The sequence below is a fragment of the Geobacter sp. OR-1 genome, assembly GCF_000813145.1.
Taxonomy (GTDB): domain Bacteria; phylum Desulfobacterota; class Desulfuromonadia; order Geobacterales; family DSM-12255; genus Geoanaerobacter.
Genome location: NZ_BAZF01000001.1, coordinates 151,220 through 170,677 on the forward strand (window position 1 = coordinate 151,220; position 19,458 = coordinate 170,677).

At 52.0% G+C, this 19,458-nt stretch carries 18 protein-coding genes; 6 read left to right on the plus strand and 12 right to left on the minus strand.

All coding sequences use genetic code 11. From position 1 onward, the window contains the following. Window positions 1-50: 50 nt before the first annotated feature. From OR1_RS00595 to OR1_RS00640, 10 genes are all read right to left on the minus strand, one after another. Complete coding sequence (locus OR1_RS00595; protein ID WP_041969315.1) at window positions 51-596, minus strand: zinc ribbon domain-containing protein; 546 nt, start codon at window positions 594-596, stop codon at window positions 51-53. A 31-nt stretch (window positions 597-627) separates the two neighbouring features. Beyond that, the gene (locus OR1_RS00600) at window positions 628-1,431 is read right to left on the minus strand and encodes a DsbC family protein (protein ID WP_041969316.1); all 804 of its coding nucleotides are present in this window, start codon (window positions 1,429-1,431) and stop codon (window positions 628-630) included. Window positions 1,432-1,636: 205 nt separating this feature from the next. Beyond that, window positions 1,637-3,013: a sigma-54 dependent transcriptional regulator gene (locus OR1_RS00605; protein ID WP_041969318.1), complete on the minus strand. Its 1,377-nt coding sequence runs from the start codon at window positions 3,011-3,013 to the stop codon at window positions 1,637-1,639. Continuing rightward, window positions 3,000-4,412 (minus strand): sensor histidine kinase, encoded by a 1,413-nt coding sequence (locus OR1_RS00610; protein ID WP_237754186.1) that lies wholly within the window; start codon window positions 4,410-4,412, stop codon window positions 3,000-3,002. Before OR1_RS00610 ends, OR1_RS00605 begins: the two co-directional genes overlap by 14 nt. Window positions 4,413-4,611: 199 nt before the next feature. After that, on the minus strand, window positions 4,612-5,397 hold the full coding sequence (locus OR1_RS00615; RefSeq protein ID WP_041969320.1) for an A24 family peptidase: 786 nt from the start codon (window positions 5,395-5,397) through the stop codon (window positions 4,612-4,614). Window positions 5,398-5,802: 405 nt separating this feature from the next. After that, on the minus strand, window positions 5,803-6,213 hold the full coding sequence (locus tag OR1_RS00620) for a VOC family protein (RefSeq protein WP_041969322.1): 411 nt from the start codon (window positions 6,211-6,213) through the stop codon (window positions 5,803-5,805). 7 nt (window positions 6,214-6,220) lie between these two features. Continuing rightward, window positions 6,221-6,943 (minus strand): cytochrome c biogenesis CcdA family protein, encoded by a 723-nt coding sequence (locus tag OR1_RS00625; RefSeq protein WP_041969324.1) that lies wholly within the window; start codon window positions 6,941-6,943, stop codon window positions 6,221-6,223. After that, a complete protein-coding gene (locus OR1_RS00630) occupies window positions 6,943-7,473 on the minus strand; it encodes a TlpA disulfide reductase family protein (protein WP_041969325.1) in 531 nt (176 codons plus the stop codon). The genes OR1_RS00625 and OR1_RS00630 overlap by 1 nt, the downstream gene beginning before the upstream one ends. A gap of 145 nt (window positions 7,474-7,618) precedes the next feature. Next, complete coding sequence (locus OR1_RS21310; RefSeq protein ID WP_082002737.1) at window positions 7,619-7,858, minus strand: hypothetical protein; 240 nt, start codon at window positions 7,856-7,858, stop codon at window positions 7,619-7,621. A 157-nt stretch (window positions 7,859-8,015) separates the two neighbouring features. After that, window positions 8,016-8,984, minus strand: a complete 969-nt coding sequence (locus OR1_RS00640; protein WP_041969327.1) for a polyprenyl synthetase family protein — start codon at window positions 8,982-8,984, stop codon at window positions 8,016-8,018. Between the two features lie 195 nt (window positions 8,985-9,179). Between OR1_RS00640 and OR1_RS00645 the strand changes: the two genes are divergently transcribed. The 3 genes from OR1_RS00645 to OR1_RS00655 are packed head-to-tail and all read left to right on the plus strand — an operon-like array spanning window position 9,180 to window position 12,924. After that, entirely contained in the window at window positions 9,180-10,679 is a 1,500-nt protein-coding gene (locus OR1_RS00645; protein ID WP_041969329.1) for a pitrilysin family protein, read from the plus strand. Then, window positions 10,676-12,136, plus strand: coding sequence for a pitrilysin family protein (locus tag OR1_RS00650; RefSeq protein WP_052440171.1), 1,461 nt, complete (start codon window positions 10,676-10,678; stop codon window positions 12,134-12,136). Before OR1_RS00645 ends, OR1_RS00650 begins: the two co-directional genes overlap by 4 nt. Further along, complete coding sequence (locus tag OR1_RS00655) at window positions 12,133-12,924, plus strand: polysaccharide deacetylase family protein (RefSeq protein ID WP_041969330.1); 792 nt, start codon at window positions 12,133-12,135, stop codon at window positions 12,922-12,924. The genes OR1_RS00650 and OR1_RS00655 overlap by 4 nt, the downstream gene beginning before the upstream one ends. A gap of 77 nt (window positions 12,925-13,001) precedes the next feature. Here the strand turns inward: OR1_RS00655 and OR1_RS22435 are convergent, their stop codons facing one another. After that, window positions 13,002-13,166 (minus strand): hypothetical protein, encoded by a 165-nt coding sequence (locus tag OR1_RS22435; RefSeq protein ID WP_193377078.1) that lies wholly within the window; start codon window positions 13,164-13,166, stop codon window positions 13,002-13,004. Beyond that, on the minus strand, window positions 13,167-13,982 hold the full coding sequence (gene proC / locus OR1_RS00660; protein ID WP_041969331.1) for a pyrroline-5-carboxylate reductase: 816 nt from the start codon (window positions 13,980-13,982) through the stop codon (window positions 13,167-13,169). Window positions 13,983-14,204: 222 nt separating this feature from the next. On the opposite strand from proC, the gene OR1_RS00665 reads away from it, so the two are divergent. The 3 genes from OR1_RS00665 (at window position 14,205) to speA (ending at window position 18,620) form a co-directional block, all read left to right on the plus strand. Next, entirely contained in the window at window positions 14,205-15,401 is a 1,197-nt protein-coding gene (locus OR1_RS00665; RefSeq protein ID WP_041969333.1) for a saccharopine dehydrogenase family protein, read from the plus strand. 4 nt (window positions 15,402-15,405) lie between these two features. Next, window positions 15,406-16,554 (plus strand): carboxynorspermidine decarboxylase, encoded by a 1,149-nt coding sequence (gene nspC / locus OR1_RS00670; RefSeq protein WP_041969334.1) that lies wholly within the window; start codon window positions 15,406-15,408, stop codon window positions 16,552-16,554. 158 nt (window positions 16,555-16,712) lie between these two features. Then, window positions 16,713-18,620, plus strand: a complete 1,908-nt coding sequence (gene speA, locus OR1_RS00675; protein ID WP_041969335.1) for an arginine decarboxylase — start codon at window positions 16,713-16,715, stop codon at window positions 18,618-18,620. The last annotated feature ends 838 nt before the right edge of the window (window positions 18,621-19,458 follow it).

The following is a 19,458-nucleotide window of genomic DNA, read 5'->3' on the forward strand; positions in this document are numbered from 1 at the left end:
AACCCGGCATTGAACCGTCAGGCAAACACGACAAAACATTCTCAACGCGGTCAGACCTGTTTCAAAAACTTTACAAGCTCCGGCTTGAATAAATAAATCCCGACTGCCGCAATCGCCAAGATCACGACAGCTGCAATTATTATGTTTCTGGTCGAGAAAATCTTCATCATCATCATTTCTGCCGGGGTATACACCTTCTTACGGCAGTAAGGGCAAGTTTTGAAACCGATGTTTAAGATTTTGCCGCACGAAGGACAGTTCACAAACGTGCTTTTTTCAACATGAGCCTTCATTTGTCGTTCTTCTTTAACGGCATTCTGAGCATTTTTATACTTTTCATACTCGCGGGCATAATCCTTATAAATCATCGAATTGGTTATTCGCTCGTATATTTCCTGAATCTGCTCAATATTCATCTGGGCATCCTGTGCTTCATCAGGCTTGGATGATCTGAGCTTTTGTTTATACCCCGCCATAAGGTTATTAAATACTTTATCAACCTTTTCAGGGGGATCACTGAAAGACAACCCCATTACCTTGTAGCAAAGCTCCAAATTGTCATATTTTTCCGCTAGATTTTTGGCCGAATCACTCACATTTTATCCCCTTGAACCCAAAATAACGTCTCTATTTGCTATCAAGTAATCGCTTTATCTCGCCGGCTTCTTTAAACCCGGGCAAAATTCGCCCGTCCGGAAGCACTAAAGTCGGAGTCCCGGTAATCCCAAGGGACTCGCCAAGCTTGATGGACTCATCAACAGGCTCTTTTGCGTCCTTTGGCCCTGGTGGCGGCAACTGCTCGCCACTAAAAGCCTTATTGAGTAGATATGAGGAATCTCCGCCGAGAATGACCCTGGCCTTGTCATATGCTCCAGGGTGCATTTTCAGAGGAAACATCTTTACTACAATCGCCAAATCAGGCTCCATGTAAATCAATTTGATCAATTCCATATGCAATTTGGAGCAGAATGGGCAGTCAGGGTCCGTGAAAACGAAAAGCCGCTTCTTGCCGTCCGGATTGCCCAGAATGATCGAGTTTTTTACCGGCAATGCGTTTATGTCGACCTTGGCGGGTTTTGGCAATGGTGCCCTGACCTGGTTATCGCCCGAGTCTTTTTGAGTCGCTGCTATAGAAAAAATGGAACCGGCAATCAGGTGCTTCTTTGCATAATCAACATATGCCGTCCCCTTCTTGCCCTGGTTTTCCAGCGAAACCTCAAATAGGCCGCGTACCTGGGATTGTCCAACTGAAACCACCTTACCTACTCCCTCAAGTAACTTGCCTGCTTCATCCAGTCCCAGTTTGTGGCAATTTGCACATTCTGCACCTGAGTGGCCAGTCCCGTCGGAACACCCTTCTTCCTGCTGAAAGGCGGTCACGGTTGCGGCAGATAAAATCAGGAACAATCCAGCTATAATCACTAGTTTCATATTCTACCTTTCGTCATGAATTGCTGATATATTGAGTATTATTATCATGAACGATAAAAAATTAAAGCAACTCAAGTGCCAGCTAATACAGCAACAACATAATACGGTATTTTCAATACATTACTTACGGCACACTTCTAATCGAACTACATTATACCGCAATAATTGCATAGTCAGCCAGCCATTGATATGCATTAATTTCATATCAGTCAATCTTGTATTCTTTGAGTTTATAAAGCAGTGACCGGTGGCTTATCTCCAGTATCCTGGCAGCCTGGCTCCTGTTGCCACCAGTCGCTGCAAGGGCTTTTCGGATAAAAGCCCGTTCCAGCAGTTCTTCGGCGCGTTTCAGAGAAATGCAGTCAGGAGGAATGATTTCCGGAAGTTTTCCGCCACTGGTTCTGCGCAACTTTTCCGGGAGACATTCCGGACCAAGCGTCGAACCATCACAGACGACAACCGCTCTTTCAATGGTGTTTTCAAGTTCCCGGACATTTCCCGGCCACTGGTAGTCCAGGAGCAGCTGCATTGTGGATTGACTGCAGCGGATGCCGCTCTTTCCGAATTTATCGCCATAGCGATTAAGAAAATGGTCCACTAAAAGCGGAATATCCTCAGTTCGTTCCCGCAAGGGGGAAAGGGTGAGGGAAAAGACATTGAGCCGGAAATAAAGGTCTTCCCGAAACCGTCCTTTGATCACGTCTGCCTCAAGGTCCCTTGATGTTGCAGACACGACCCTGACATCGACTTTTTTCGCTGAAGACGCCCCAACCCTCCTGATCTCCTCTTCCTGAAGCACCCGCAGTAGCTTTACCTGGAGGGAAAGCGGCATTTCTCCAATCTCATCTAGGAAAAGGGTCCCTCCGTCCGCCCGTTCAAATAAGCCTGGCTTGTCACAGGATGCATCAGTGAAAGCCCCTTTTACATGACCGAACAGTTCGCTTTCGAGCAGGTTTTCCGGGATAGCGCCGCAGTTTACGGCGATAAAAGGACCTTTTCGTCGAACACTGTTAAAATGCAGGGCCTTGGCAATCAGTTCCTTTCCGGTCCCTGATTCCCCGAGAACCAGAACAGTAGTTTTGAAATCGCAGACTTTTTTGACCAGCGAAAAGATTTCGAGCATCTGCTGGTTCTTGCTGATAATCCCTGAGAAGCAAAACTCGCGGTTAACAACTTCCTGGAGCTGGCGGTTTTCCAGTTTCAGCCGCTCCCGCTCTTCTGCTTTCTTAAGCACCAAGGCGATTTCATCACTTTTGAACGGTTTTGAGATGTAATCGTATGCCCCCCGCTTCATGCAATCTATTGCGGAATCAACCGTCCCGTAAGCCGACATCATGATGATAGTCGCTGTTACGCCGGATTCAACTGCCAACCTGATGAATTCGGTTCCATCAATCCCGGGCATTCTTATGTCGCAGAGCACAAAATCAAACCGGTCGTGAGATAGTTTATCGAGCGCATCTGCCCCGTCAGTGGCAAGCTCCACGGCATAGCCGATCTTCTGCAGCATAACCTTGAGCATGTGGCGAAGGTTTTCCTCATCATCCACCACTAGGATGCGCTTGCTCTCAGGGGTTTTCATTCTGATCAGAACCTCCGGACTCAGCTACCGGCAATAATATGCTGAAACAGCTCCCCAACCCCGGGTCGCTCGTGACTATTATTCTGCCACCAAAAGAATCGATGATTCTTGCTGCTATGGACAACCCCAAACCGGTCCCTTTCCCGGGCTCTTTGGTGGTAAAGAACGGATCAAAGATCCGTTCCATATTTTCGCACGGTATGCCGCTGCCACTGTCACGGATATCTATCCTGAGCGCTTTTGATGACGTTTCACCGGAGAACCCGGCCTGGAATGCCGAACGAAAATCGTCCTTGCGCCTACCCAGGGACCTACCGACAATAATCTGAGCACTGCCCCAGTTTATCTCCCCGGCCAGACCGGCATTTACTTCTATTGTACCACCGCCAGGCATGGCATCACGGGCGTTCAGCAGCAAATTAATCAGCACCTGTTGAAACTGGTGACGATCGATATACGGCTCGGGAAGAAAAGAGTCAGAAACCACACTTACGGAGATATTTTTAAAAACCCCTTGGCCATCCAACAGGCTGACGGTCTCTTCAATAAGCGGAGCGACCTCCTCATAGGTGAATTCACACCTCGGTGGCCTGGCGTAATCGAGCAGGTCTCTGACAATCCTGTCGATACGGCTGGCCTCCTGCTCTATGCGCCGGGAATAATCCCTTTTGTCCGGTTCTGCGGTCAATTCATCGGAAAGTATGGCGGAATATCCGATTATTGCCGCGAGAGGAGTACCGATCTCATGGGCGGTTCCTGCTGCAAGCAGGCCGACCGATGCCAATCTTTCGGAACGGATAGCCTCTTCCCGCGCCTCCTGAAGCTTAAGGTTTACCTCTTCCAGCGAACTGACATGCTGTTTAACCTCAGCGCGATTGTTCCGCAATTTTGCCAGCATGGCATTGAATGAGTCTGAAAGATCGGCGATTTCAGCGCTTCCCGGAACATGCACCGTCTGTTCGTAATCACCTTTGGCAACCCTGTCGATCGCTGCAAGGAGCCCTCGCATAGGCGCAACAACACTCCTCCTCAGAAATACGTAACCAATTCCCAGGAGCAGCAGGAAATCCAGGACAAAATATGCCATAAGGAGTCGTTGTGACCTCGCAAGCCGCTCCTGTTCGCCTGCCAGGGACAAAGCAAGGCGCGCCGCTCCAATACAAATATTTTCATGCATGATAGGCGCATAGACATGTATCTCTTTGGCGCCGGCGCTCAAAAGGGACGCCCCGACGCCAGTGCTGACAGTGTCCGCGAGTTTCTGGTCAACGCCGCGTTTTTCATCTACAGCATAAACGGCTTTTGCGTTCTGATCGACCAGCAGCAGACCGGCAAAATCCGGGATACTCTGAAGCGACCTGATTACATCAGAGAACCCGGATTCAATAATATTACTCAAAACCAACTGACGAGGTGCTAAGTTGAGAATTGTTGCAAGCAGGGCGCTACCTTCTTGCCCTTTCATGGAATATAGATCTTTTTTCGACAAGCTTAATGATATAGCCCCGAGGAGAAGCCAGTTCAGTAATAAAATCGAAGACAATACGGCCAGGATGGAAAGTGTTAGGCTGGGCCTGAAGCTTTTCATTTGGGTATTATTACCCTCCGAGCCTCGAGAGGCCAAGATACCAATCAATTATCCTGCTGCCGTAAAATATATAGAGAATTGAGCCTAAGGCAAGGAAAGGGCCGAACGGAATGGGCAGCTTCGAATCCCTGCCTCTGACTAGCATAAGTCCGACGCCGATAATGGACCCGACAAGCGATGCCGCAAAAACAATAAACAAAATAGAACGCCAGCCAAGGAAAGCCCCCATCATGGCCAGCAGTTTAACATCACCGCCTCCCATCCCTTCCTTGCCGGTAAGCATCTGGTAGCCGTAAGCAACCACCAAAAGACTACCACCACCGGCCAGCACCCCGATAAGCGAATCTTTCCACCCCAGCCAGGGAAGGAAAAAAGAGAAGGCGAACCCTATCACAATCCCGGGTAAACTGATCACATCCGGGATGATCTGGTGGTCAATGTCTATGAACGTTATAACGACCAGAGCGGCACAGAGGATAAACAGGGCCAGAAAAGTAAGGGTTGGACCGAACCGGATAAAAAGCATCAGGGTCAGAAGGGCAGTAACAAGCTCGACCAAGGGATAACGAAAAGATATGGAAACCCGGCAAGACCGGCATTTCCCCCCAAGCAGAGCATAGCTTACAAGCGGTATGTTGTCGTACCACCTTATCCGGTAGCCGCAATGCGGACAACTGGAAGGTGGTGATACGACCGAACGGTTTTCAGGGAGTCTGCAGATACAGACATTTAGAAACGATCCGATTACTGCGCCATATATGAAGGCAAAGAGATTGTAGGTAACGGTTGGAGACATTAAGAAACCTTTTCAGAAATATGATTCAATTGAGACGGTTGAATTATACATGAGTCGGGTTCATTTTCCAGAAACGGCGCAAAATGTGGGATATAAGCAAATGATTATTTATCTATATATAAAATGCCGCATATTTGTTATATTGACGCAACGGAGGTGGCGGCAATGAAAGATGCTCTGATTCTTGCTGGAGTGGCTGTTTTTTGGGTTGTTCTGCAGAAATATATACTGCCACGGATGGGGGTTCCTACCTGAATATCGGATTCGTGCGACCTCGGGGACCGGGGCGAAAAAAAGAAGGACCGAGAAAAGCATCCGTAATCAAACAGGGCCGTCTCTTCTGACGGCCCTGTTCATCAGGTTCAGTGTCTCAATTTTGAATATCGACTCAATGAGGCTCTTGATTCAACGGGTGGGCTCTTCCAGAACAACCAGGTAACCATCCGGATCAAAGCACCAGAGATCCCTGATTCCGTAAGGCTGCTCTTCCATATGATAAAGGATCTCCATCTCCTCCTCCATGATCGCCTCGTAGATCTCGTCCAATCCATTTACCTTGAAATGAAGCGTTGCCCCCACACCTTTAGGAAACATGGCAAACCGTTCTTCAAGCACCGGATGAACCTTCAAGACCGTGGCCTCTTCTACAAAAATCAAATTGCACCCGTCGAGTTTCATTTCAAGATGTTCCGGCGCTCCGGGAACAGTAACAGCCCGTCGGACCGGCAACTCCAAAATGCCGGCATAAAAAGCCTCGGTGGTGGAGAGATCGGCAACGGTAAGCTGTATGGACATTTTCGCAGAATGGCGGCTCATAACTCAATCATCCCATAAGTCTGGTGGAATACTGACCCAAAATTGATAGATAATCTGTGAACAACATTATTCCCAAAACAATCAGAAATAGTCCGGTAACGATTTCAAATATTCGGATATTCTTTTTGAATCGGTTGAATATAAGAATGAACCGGTGCAAAGCAAGTGATGAGAAGAAAAAAGGAACTGCCAGCCCCATGGAGTACGTCATCAGCAAAGCAACCCCTTTATATACTGTGTCCTCAGCTGCTGCGACCATGAGAATTGAGGCGAGTATCGGCCCTATGCAAGGGGTCCAACCTGCAGCGAATGCGATCCCAACGAGAAAACTCCCGAAATAACCGGCAGGTTTTCTCTGAATGTTGATCTTTTTCTCTCCGAGCAAAATGCCGATAGGGACAAGGCCGGTGATATGAATCCCGAAAAGAACTATCAGCACCCCGCCGATTTTTCTCAACAAATCGATCTTAGATTGCAGGTAACCACCGAGAAAGGTTGCAGACGCCCCGAGCAGGACGAAAATCAGGGTAAAACCTCCAATGAACAGGAGTGAGTGGATAACGGTCTGATACCGGACCTTTTGCGAAGGGTGCTCATCCTGAAGATCCGAAAAAGAGAGACCGGTAATATATGTAATGTACGAAGGTATGAGAGGCAAAACACACGGGGAGAGAAAGGAAAGAAGACCCGCAATGAAAGCTCCGGCATACGAAATGTTAGCTCCGGTCATTATTTTGCTGCCAGATCGGAAAAGAGCTGTACCGACTCAGGAGATGCCCAGTCCATCCCTCCTATCACCTTCTTGACCAAAATGCCGTTCTTGTCGATGACAAACGTCTCAGGCACACCGGTTATGCCGTACATTTTCCCCACTTTTTGTTCCGGGTCGTTCAAGTATGGGAGGTTAAAACCGGTCTTTTTGAAAAATGACACGACTGCATCCCTCCCCCCTTCGTCGATAGAAACTGCGAGCATCTGAAAAGGTTGGCCATTCATCTTCTGGTTTAGTTTCATCATTGAGGGGATCTCTTCCTTGCATGGCGGGCACCAGGTTGCCCAGAAGTTTAAAAAGACGACCTTTCCCCTCAGAGAGGATAGGGCGACATCACGTCCATCCGGATCCTTGATAGTGAAGTTTGGGGCGGGCTTCCCCTCCAGCAGATGCCCGACTTCAGCAGATTTGCCTTTGTCCTCCTTTGAACAGCCAAATGCAACCAAGGAGAATGAAATAACAACAAGAGCAAGAACAAACCACTTCATGAACAACCTCCAAAAATAGTTGTAGATAGATACAGATTTAATTATTTTAGGCGAGGTTTAATGTAAAGCAAGGAGATTTTCGCGCAAGAAAGGATAATTACGCAAATATTGCGGAATGATTTGAATCTAAAAGAAAAAGGGGATATTAGAAATCTTCCCCACGAATCTGTTGGCGAATTCTGCGGGTCGAAACCGCTAAAGGAAGCAGCTCGGTATGTTTCGACAACACATCCTCCAGCGACATGCCATCATTAATGATGATGTCATCTCCGCCCAAGTGCGTCTTGGCAAAGTGACGGCCATCATCGCGGCAGTAAACCTGCACATGATAAGAATCGCCTTCTACATGAACTTGAGTTTGATGTACCAGAATCCCGTGTTCCATAGCATTTCACCACATGAATTAATAGCAATACATAAAATTAAATATTACTATAAAATAGTTTTGCAAAATGCACGCCAAGCGAAATTAACGTTAAAATTTATGGAATTCTGATCGGATAGGGTAGGCAGCAACGGTGATTTAACCGGGATTACCGGTTTTAACGCTGTCTGGTAACAACGTAATCAGAGAGCCGAAAAAGAGCGGATTTTATGCCTGACTCAGGAAAAGGGTTCAGAGACGCCTTTGCGCGCTCTATATACTCGCGAGCTCTCGAAACAGTGAACTCTATGCCGCGATGGCGGCGCACCAGATCGAAAACAAAGGTAAAATCCTCATCTTCAACTGTTTCTGAAGTCACTATATCGCCTACCCGGCCTCTCTCTGCATCGGTACATTGCAGCAGCGCATGGATCAGAGGTAATGTTATCTTGCCTTCTTCGATATCGTGGCCAATACTCTTGCCGAACTCTTCCTGGTCCCCGGCATAGTCGAGGACATCGTCCATCAGCTGAAACGCGATCCCCAACTCCATGCCGAAGTCTCTCAAAGCATTTTCCATCTCATCCGGAACCTTCCCCAGGATGGCCCCGGACTGGCACGCCGCAGAGATAAGAATCGCTGTTTTGCACTTCACAACATCGATGTAACGCTGTTCAGTCATGGAAATATCACTGGTACATACCAGTTGCAGCACTTCACCCTCTGCAATCATGGTCGTCGCGCCTGAAAGCACCCGCAGGATGTCCAGGTCGCCGTCCGCAACCATCAGAGAAAACGATTTTGAAAACAGGAAATCCCCAACCAATACGGAAGCCTCGTTACCCCAGAGAGTATTTGCCGAGGCAATCCCCCTGCGGAGATTGGCGTTATCGACAACATCGTCATGAAGCAGAGTCGCCGTGTGGATGAACTCGACAACGCTTGCCAGCGGTACATGGCGATCGCCTTGATAATCACAGAGTTTTGCTGCCAGGAGTAGCAAGGCAGGCCTTATCCGCTTGCCGCCGCTGGAAAGGACATATTCGCCAACCTTGCGAATAAGCGGGACATCCGACGCGAGGTCCTTACGGAACTGCTGCTCTACCTGTTTTAGCTCATCACCGATAAGGGCCAGGACTGCTTCCATGAATAAATACCTCAATTAAATCTGCGGCAATACTATAGGAACCCCTCGCAGTTTGTCAAAGTTTTTCTGGACTCACCACTGTCCCGGCAAGGCTGCATTTATCGCCCCTTTGCCTTGCAAATTGAGACACTACAGGGTAATATGTGCCCCTGCAGACAGCAAAGTCAAAACAGCAGCCTTTCAAGAGGGATCTAAATGAAATCAGTTAACACATTTTTTCTGCAACTCCTGCTGCTTATTGTCATTACCTCGACTGCATCCGGCGCGGGTCTGTCCGAAAGGGTGATCGAGCACACCCTTAAAAACGGGATGAAACTCCTGATGGTCGAACGGCATACCTCGCCAACTGTTTCCGCCTGGATCCGTTTCAAAGTCGGCAGTGTTGACGAACACAGCGATGAACGGGGAGTGGCGCATCTGCTTGAGCATATGCTCTTTAAAGGGACCAAAACACTCGGAACCAAGGATTATGCAGCTGAGAAACCGCTCCTGGACAGGATTGAGGACGTAGCGCAACAGCTCGTTCAAGAGAAAGCCCGACAGGAAAAGGGTGACAAAGAAAAGATTAACATGTTGCAGGGCGAGCTGGCAAAACTCGAAGGCGAAGCCGGTAAATTCGTTATAAAAGAGGAGTTCGCGGACCTGTACTCCCGTAACGGCGGCTACAACTACAATGCCTTCACCAGCAAAGACGGCACGACCTATCTCATCGGACTGCCTTCAAACAAACTGGAGCTCTGGGCAGCGATCGAGTCCGACAGGATGCAGAATGCCGTACTCCGGGAGTTCTACACCGAACGGGACGTTGTCATGGAAGAACGCAGGCGCTCATATGATGCCGAGCCTGCCGGCAAGCTCTGGGAAACCTTTCTGGCAACCGCTTTTGTCGCCCACCCGGTCGGGCAGCCGATCATCGGCTGGATGTCTGACATTGAAAACCTGACCAGGACCAAGGCCGAGCATTTTCTCAAGAGTTACTACGCACCCAACAATGCCATAATCGCTATTGTCGGTGACATCAACCCCGAGAACACGGTTGCCATGGTCGAGCAGTACTTCGGCAATATCCAGCCAGGCAAACCGGTGCCACCGGTTGCAGTCAGGGAACCGAAGCAGCAGGGGGAAAAAAGGGTTGAAATCATCGGCGATGCCGAGCCGGAAATGATGATCGGCTTTCATAAACCGACCCTACCCGACCCGGATGATTACGTATTCGATGTCATAGATATGTTGCTCGCGGACGGCCGGACTTCCCGTTTGTACAAGAAACTGGTCGTGGAGAAGCAGATTGCAACGGAAGTCGGCTCCTTCTCCGCCCCGGGAAGCCGTTATCCCAACCTCTTCATCATATCGGCCACACCACGGGCACCGCATACGGTCAAGGAAGTCGAAGGAGCGATTTATGAGGAGTTGGAGCGGTTCAAGAGCGAGCCGGTATCCGAGCGGGATCTGCAGAAGATCCTCAACCGGCTGGAATATGAAGAGTTCCGCCAGATGGGCTCTAATGGCGGTCTTGCCAGGAATCTGACCGAATACGAGGCTGTTGCCGGCACCTGGCGCTACCTGATCGAGCATCGTCAGAAAGTGGCCAGTGTAACTCCGATGGATGTTGTAAGAGTTGCCAGAAAATATTTCACCGAAGAAAACCGGACTGTAGGTTTCATCACCAAGAAGCTTAAGGAGGAATCGAAATGACCAGAGCCGCCTGCCGCTTTCTGGGATTGATCCTTTTTGTTGTTGCTCTATCCGGATGTACCGGTGCGCTTAAACAGGCAAATCCGCGCACCATGACTTTCCCGCCGCTGTCATTCGAGATTCCTAAGAGCCAGAGGATGGAACTGGCCAACGGCATGGTGGTCTACCTGCTTGAAGACCACGAGCTCCCGCTGGTGAGCATCACCGCCTACGTAAACACCGGCAGCATCTATGACCCTCCGGACAAGTCAGGCCTTGCGTCGCTGACAGCCACAGTCATGAGAAGCGGCGGCTCGGAATCCATGACTCCTGACGAAATGGATTCTGAACTGGAATTCATGGCTTCTTCGGTTGAAGCCGGGATCTCGTCCGATGTCGGCAACGTGTCGATGGCAACCCTTACCAAGAATCTCGACCGCACCCTGGAGATTTTTGCCGGTGTGATGACGAAACCGGCCTTTCGCGAGGAGAGGCTGAACCTGGCCAAGAAACAGACCGTGGAGGCTCTCAGGAGGCAAAACGACAACCCCAAGGCGATTGCCGATCGCGAGCTCAGAAAGGCGCTCTACGCCGGGCACCCGCTTGGGGCTTACCCAACGGTTGACGGGATCGGCACGATCACCCGTGACGATCTGGCAAAATTCCACCGCCGGTTCTTCAGCCCGAACAGGACTATCCTGGCTGTTGCCGGTGACGTGAAGGCCGATGAGTTGAAAGCGCGCCTGGAAAAGCTCTTTGCCGGCTGGAACAATACCGCGGAGCCTCTCCCCAAAATCCCTCTCCCTTCTGAGGAAGTAAAGCCGCAGGTTCTCCTGGCGCACAAGGATGTCAACCAGTCGGCCATCAGGATCGGGCACCTGGGGATAGACAAGGACAGCCCTGACCTCTACGCCATCAGGGTCATGGATTATATCCTGGGAGGGGGGTTTACGTCGAGGCTCACCCAAGAGATCCGCTCCAACCAGGGTCTCGCCTATAATGTCGAGAGCCATTTCGACGTCGGGCGCCGCTTTGTCGGCACCTTTGTCGCCCAGACCGAAACCAAGTCCGAATCAACCGCCAAGGCAATAACATTGATGACCGGGATAATTGCCGGAATCACAAAAGAGCCGGTCTCCGACCAGGAACTGGATCTCGCCAAGAATTCCATCATCAACGCCTTCATCTTCGGCTTTGCCAAGCCTGAGGCCGTCGTAAACCAGCAGGCAAGACTCGAATATTACGGCTATCCCAAGGGCTATCTGGAAAACTACCGGGATAACATCGCCAAAGTCACCCGGGACGATATTCTGCAGGCAGCCCGGAAACATCTGTACCCGGACAAGATGGTAATTTCCGTAGTCGGCAACGACAATGCCTTTGACAAACCGTTGTCAACCTTCGGACGGGTGACAGATATCAAATTGGAAAACAATGGAAAATCAGACAAAATGAAAGGTGGTAGTGCGCAAAAATGAAGCATATCTGGTCAATTCTTCTTGTATTATCAATCTTCGCAACGCCTGCCCTCGCCTCTCTGCCGCCGCAACAGCCAGGAGTGCCGATCCTGCTTTATCATCGTTTCGGACCGACTGTTGCCGACGGCATGACCATAACCACTCCGGTATTCGAATCACATCTGCAATACCTGAGAAACAACGGCTTCAAAGTGATTCCGCTCAGGCGGCTAGTGGACTGGTATCAGAAAAAGGCCCCTGCCCCGCCGCCGAAATCGGTGGTCATTGTCGAGGACGACGCCCACAAGACCGTTTACAGCGACATGCTGCCGCTGGTGAAGAAATACAATGTACCGGTAACGATATTCGTGTACCCGTCGGCCATCTCCAACGCCAAATATGCCATGACCTGGGAACAGTTGCGGGAACTCAAGAAGACCGGACTGTTCGATATCCAGTCGCATACCTTCTGGCATCCCAACTTCAAGCGGGAAAAAAAGAAGCTCAAGCCTGCGGAGCTGGATAAGCTGGTGAACACCCAGTTGAGAAAATCGAAGGACAAGCTGGAGAAGGAGCTGGGGGGCAGCGTGGACATGCTTGCCTGGCCATTCGGCATCTTCGACGACTACCTTCTTGGCAAGGCAGCAGCAAGCGGCTATACAGCCACTTTTACCATAGAACGCCACCATGCCGGGGCCGGCGACTCAGTCATGAAACTGCCTCGGTACCTGCTGATAAACTCGGATCAGGGGAAGGCGTTCGCACAGATCTTGGCTGGGACCGCCCCGAAGCGGAACATCGCTTACTAAAGGGAACGCGGCTTTTTCGCAATCTCGGCGTCATCCGTTGAGCGCCTTGAGCTCGTCAAAAAATCCACGTTCCCCGGTCATTTCTCTTGCCTGTTGATCGTCTCAAAAAGCTCGATCTGCTCCTGCAGAGAGAGCTTTTTCTTTTCCCTGCACCCGCTGGCGAGACAAAGGCGGCAGCGGTCGTCGCTGCACCACTGACAATACTCGCAGTCCTTGCAAGGATGCTTCTTTTCCTCAGCCATTCATTTCTTCTTCCCAAGCTCAGCGGACCGTTGCGTAGCCGCCTCAACGCAGCGCATGACCGTGCCGCGGAAACCGCCGACCTCAAGGGCCTGGAGACCGGCAATTGTAGTACCGCCGGGAGAAGTAACCTTTTCGCGCAGCAGGGCCGGATGCTCTCCGGTCTCGTTCAGCAGGCAGGCAGTGCCGAAAACAGTCTGAAGGGCAAGCCCGGAAGCGGTATCTCGGGGGAGGCCGTTCTTGACCCCGGCATCGGACAACGCCTCAATAAAGGTCAGCACATAGGCAGGCCCGCTCCCGGAAAGCCCGGTTACCGCATCGATCAGTTTCTCGTCCACCTGCCAGCACTTCCCGACCATGCCGAATATCTCCGCAGCCAGGGTCATATCCTCGCTAGAGGCATGAGTACCGGCAGCGATTGCCGTTGCCCCCTGGAGTGCCAGCGCCGGAGTGTTTGGCATTGCCCGCACCACCCTGACCGGTATCGAGAATAAAGATTCGATCGCGGCACAGGTAGCCCCGGCCATAATCGATATTATCAAGGTATCAGCGGTTACTGCTGAAGCTATCCCTGCCATGACCGGGTCAGCCATCTGCGGCTTGACCGCCAGCAGTATCAGGCTGCAATCTGCCGCCACTCTGCCGTTATCCGAGGAGACGCGTACGCTATATTTCTCTGCCAGAAAATCCCTGCGGCCGGCAACCGGCTCTGCCACCTCAATTTTGCCGGCAGCAATCCCGCCCTGGATAAGCCCCTTGATCAAGGCCTCCGCCATATTACCGCCACCGATTATTCCTATTTGCATATTCCGGAGCATCTCGCCATCCCCCAACCAAATTGTGATCAATACCTTCAAGAAACTTATAGAAGTTATTTTTCGTGTCAACTCCAAATATACGAAGATTCCGTTTTTCGTCAAATTTCCCGGAATACTTAGACTTTACCCGTATTAATGCTAAACTTTTCACTTGACAGCACGCCCGGTAAAGAATATTTGGAAAGGTCCGATAAATTTCGACAGCAACAGGGAGAGAAGTTCATGAGCAAGGTTCTGATAATCGGCGCCGGCGGCGTCGGCCAGGTTGTGACCCATAAATGCGCCCAGCGGCGCGATATCTTCAGCGAGATTACCCTGGCTTCACGGACCAAGGCCAAGTGCGACGCCATTGCTGCCCAGCTGAACAACAGCATCAAGACCGCCCAGGTGGATGCGGACAATGTCCCGGAGCTGGTGGCCCTGATCAAGCAGGTGCAACCGCAGCTGGTCATCAACGTGGCCCTGCCGTATCAGGACCTGCACATCATGGACGCCTGCCTGGAGACCGGCGTGGACTATCTGGACACTGCCAACTACGAGCCGCTCGACACGGCCAAGTTCGAATACTCCTGGCAGTGGGCCTATCAGGATCGCTTCAAGAATGCGGGGCTGATGGCGCTCCTCGGCTCAGGTTTCGATCCGGGTGTCACCAATGTCTACACCGCCCTGGCAGCCAAGAAGTACCTTGACGTGGTGGAGGAGATCGACATCATCGACGCCAACGCCGGCTCCCACGGCCAGCCGTTCGCCACCAACTTCAACCCGGAGATCAACATCCGCGAGGTGACCGCCACCTGCCGCCACTGGGAGAACGGCCGGTTCGTGGAGAGTCCGCCGCTGTCCACCAAGCGGGTCTTCGACTTCCCCGAGGGGATCGGGCCGATGAACTGCTACCGCCTCTACCACGAGGAGATGGAGTCCTTGGTCAAGCATATCCCGACCATCAAGAAGGCCCAGTTCTGGATGACCTTTTCCGACAACTATCTGAAGCACCTGGAGGTGCTGCAGAACGTGGGGATGACCCGCATCGACGAGGTGGAGTTCCAGGGGCAGAAGATCGTCCCGATCCAGTTCCTCAAGGCGCTCCTCCCCGATCCGGGCTCTCTGGGGCCGCTCACCAAGGGAAAGACCTGCATCGGCGTCATCGCCCGCGGTCTGAAGGACGGGAAGCAGAAACAGGTCTACATCTACAACATCTGCGACCACGAGGCGTGCTACAGGGAGGTCCAGTCCCAGGCGATCAGCTACACCACCGGCGTCCCGGCCGTGGTCGGCGCCATCATGATGCTGACCGGCAAGTGGCACGGGGCAGGTGTCTGGAACATGGAACAGTTCGATCCGGAGCTGTTCCTGGAGGAGCTGGGCCCCATGGGGCTGCCGACCGTAGTCATCGACGGCGGCGAGTGGCCGGAACTTTAGTCAATTGATCGGTATCGATATCCCGAAAATCCTTGAGCTGGCACCATCCCCTGCCTATGTTGTGGACCTGGGACGACTGCGTCACAACCTGGCAATCCTGGACCAGGTGCAGCAGCGAAGCGGCGCCAAGATCCTGATGGCGCTGAAGGCGTTTTCCATGTGGAGCGTTTTTCCCATCATCAGGGAAACGCTCCAGGGCGTCTGCGCCAGTTCCCCCTGGGAGGCGCGGCTGGGATATGAGGAGTTCGGCGGCGAGGTGCATTCCTTTGCCGCCGCCTTCAAAGAGGAGGATGTCCGGGAACTCCTGACCACCTCCAACCACCTGGTCTTCAACTCCTTCCACCAACTGGAGCGGTTCCGGCCGCTGTGGGAGCAAAGTGGTGTTTCCATAGGCCTGCGGGTCAATCCCGAGCACTCCGAGGGGCATACCCCTATCTACGATCCCTGCGCCCCCAAATCGCGGCTCGGCATTCCCCGGAGGGAGTTCGAGGACAAATCGCTGGCCGGAGTCGAAGGACTCCACTTCCACACCCTGTGTGAGCAGCTGTTCGAGCCGCTGGAGCGGACAGCAAAGGCATTTGAGGATAAGTTCGGCCCATTCCTAGCGCAGATGAAATGGCTCAATCTCGGGGGCGGGCACCACATTACTCGGGAAGGGTATGACATCGATGCCTTGGTGGAGCTGGTGCGATATTTCCGTGAGAAGTACGGGGTCGAGGTCTACCTGGAACCGGGAGAGGCGATCGCCATCGGCACCGGCATACTGGTGAGCGAGGTGCTGGACGTGGTACACAATGAGATGGATATCGCCATTCTGGACGTCTCCGCCACCTGTCACATGCCAGACTGCCTGGAGATGCCCTATCGGCCCGGTATCACAAACGGCTTCGACCCAGGAGAAAGATCGCACACCTATCGTCTCGGCGGCCCGTCCTGTCTGGCCGGCGACGTAATCGGCGACTGGTCGTTTGACCGGCCGCTGCAACCTGGTGACCGGCTGGCGTTCGAGGATATGGCCCATTACACCATGGTAAAGACCACCACCTTCAACGGCATCCAGCACCCGGCCATCTGCACCTATGACCCGGATACCGGAGAACTGAGGGTGGTGCGAAAGTTCGGCTACGGAGATTTCAAGAGCAGATTGTCGTAAAGTTAATTACCGTCAGATCAACGAGTCAGATTCGCGATGATAACGGCGCCGGTGAGCAGTTTGGCCCGCAGGCGTAGCAGCGCTACGTCCGAGGAGCCGGACGACGAACCGGAGTCGTTAGGGCGCGAATATGGCATCGGTATCGCCAAGGAGAAGATATGGAAAAATGGAGCATCGCCGACTCTGCCAAGATCTACAACATTGACAACTGGGGCTCCGAGCTCTTCTCCATAAACAAAAAGGGGCATGTCTGCGTCCACCCCTCCCCGACCTCCAAATACTCCATCGACCTGCGGGAACTGATGAACGACCTGATCAAACGCAAGATCAAGCCGCCGGTGCTGCTCCGTTTCATGGATATCCTGGAAGGGCGGATCGGGGCCATCAACCGGGCCTTCAAGAGCGCCATCAGCGAGAACGAATATCCGGCCAAGTACCGGACCTTCTATCCGATCAAGGTAAATCAGCAACGCCAGGTGGTTGAGGCGATCACCCAGTTCGGCAAGCGCTACAACATCGGTCTTGAGGTCGGCTCCAAACCGGAACTGGTCGTGGCCATCTCTTTTGCCGCCGGCACCAACACCCCGATCATCTGTAACGGTTACAAGGATGCCGAGTTCATCGAGACCGTGCTGTACGCCACCAAGATCGGTTTCGACATCACCATCGTGGTGGAAAAGCTGTTCGAGCTGGAAAAGATCATCGCCCTGTCCAAGAAGATCGGCATCGTTCCGAAGCTGGGGATACGGGTCAAATTGTCCTCCAAGGGGACCGGCAAGTGGGCCACTTCCGGCGGCGAGGATGCCAAATTCGGCCTCAGGATCTCCGAGCTGATGACCGCCATCGAACTTCTGGAAGAGGAAGGGATGCTGGAGAGGCTGAAGCTGCTCCATTTCCATATCGGCAGCCAGATCACCAAGATCGACAAGATCAAGAACGCCCTGATCGAAGGGACCCGGATCTACGCCGAAATGCGCAAGATGGGGGTCGGGCTGGAATACGTCGATATCGGCGGCGGCCTGGGGGTCGACTACGACGGCACCAAGTCGAGCTATTTTTCCAGCGTCAACTACACCGTCGAAGAGTACGCCAACGACGTGGTCTACCAGATCAAGAACATCTGCGACGAGGCCGGGGTCGACTGCCCCAACATCATCTCCGAATCGGGCCGGGCCATTGTCGCGCACTACTCGGTGCTGATCACCAATGCCCTGGACACCAATACCCAGAGCCTGACCCCGGACTTCGAGGAGGTGCTGGAGACCACAGAGAAGCTCTCGCCAACCGTGCGCAAGCTGGTGGACATCTACAAGAGCATCGACCGCCATTCGCTGCGCGAGGACTACCACGACACCCTGCAGCTGATCCAGGAGGCTGTGAGCCTGTTCAACCTGGGGTATCTGAACCTGCAGGACCGTGCCGTTGCCGAATGGCTCTGTTCGAGGATATTCAAAAAGATCAACGGCATTCTGGAGAAGATCAAGCCGATACCGGACGAGCTGTCCAACTTCCAGCTCTCCCTGCGCCAGACCTACTTTGCCAACTTCTCGCTCTTCCAGTCGATCCCCGACTCCTGGGCAATCGATCAGCTCTTCCCGATCATGCCGATCCAGCGGCTCAACCAGAAGCCGGATGTCATGGCATCCATAGCCGATATCACCTGCGACTCGGACGGCGAGATCACCAGCTTCGTCGGCGAGAACGGCCGCTCCAAGTTCCTGCCGCTGCACAAGGTGCGCAAGAACGAGGATTACTATATCGGGTTCTTCCTCATCGGCGCCTACCAGGAGATCCTGGGAGACATGCACAACCTGTTCGGCGACACCAATGCCGTGCATATCACTTTCAACAAGAAGACCAACTACAAAATCGACACCGTAATCAACGGCGACGCGGTCTGGGAGAGCCTGAAGTACGTCCAGTACAAGGGACCGGAGATCCTGAAGCATGTCCGCGATACCCTGGAGAAGAGCGTCGCGCACCGCAAGGTCTCCATCGAGGAGAGCAGTCACTTCCTGGAACTACTGGACAAGACCCTGCTGGGCTACACCTATTTCGGAGAATAACCGTTATCCGCAAGAAAAAGGGGAACGGCCATGCCGCTCCCCTTTCAGTATCACCAATCCCTGCGCCCAACTTTACAACTCCCTGAGTAGCAGCTTATCGATCCCGAACCGGCTCGATTCATGGTTCCGGTAACATTAGATTTACATGAAATACTTTGTAATGTCGGGAATTATAACACTTTTAACGCATCACATGCCTGAAACTTTTTTTGCAGAGCCTCAGTTATTAAAATTCCCCCGTCATACCCCCTCCCCCAAAAGGGTCATTGCCATTTCATACACTCATAACAATTGGTTACATGAATAGTTATCCGGAATATAAGTAACGATTTGGAAGAGGATTTGTTTTACATCATTTTGGCTGCAAAAATATTGACACCCTTTTCTGATCGCATCCAGACAACCAATAACCGCAACACCCGGAATTTATTATCATTTTAAAATGTTGTTAAAAAGCGCTCGCTCTTGGCATCATACAATCCGGTTAAAGGTAAGCGCACAACAACTGTCGAATCTATTTACACTTTTTTCCTGAAACATACTTTGCACGCGTATAAACGTTGGATGACAGGTAGTGTCACTCTCAATACTGCCGCCAGTATCACCCGTCAGATCATTTCCTGGTTTTAAGTCGTAATTACCAGCCCTTTGGGAAACCATCCCCCGGTCACATGGTCACGACTGCCGGTGTTGTTGCTACTCGCCCAATTTCTCCCGATGCAACAAGCGTTTACTTCCTTCCAGTGGCATTGTCGACCAGACTTACAAATCCTGCCGCCATCCATACCAGACAGCCAAATATCGCATTTTATTCAATAATTCAAGCGTGTTACATCGT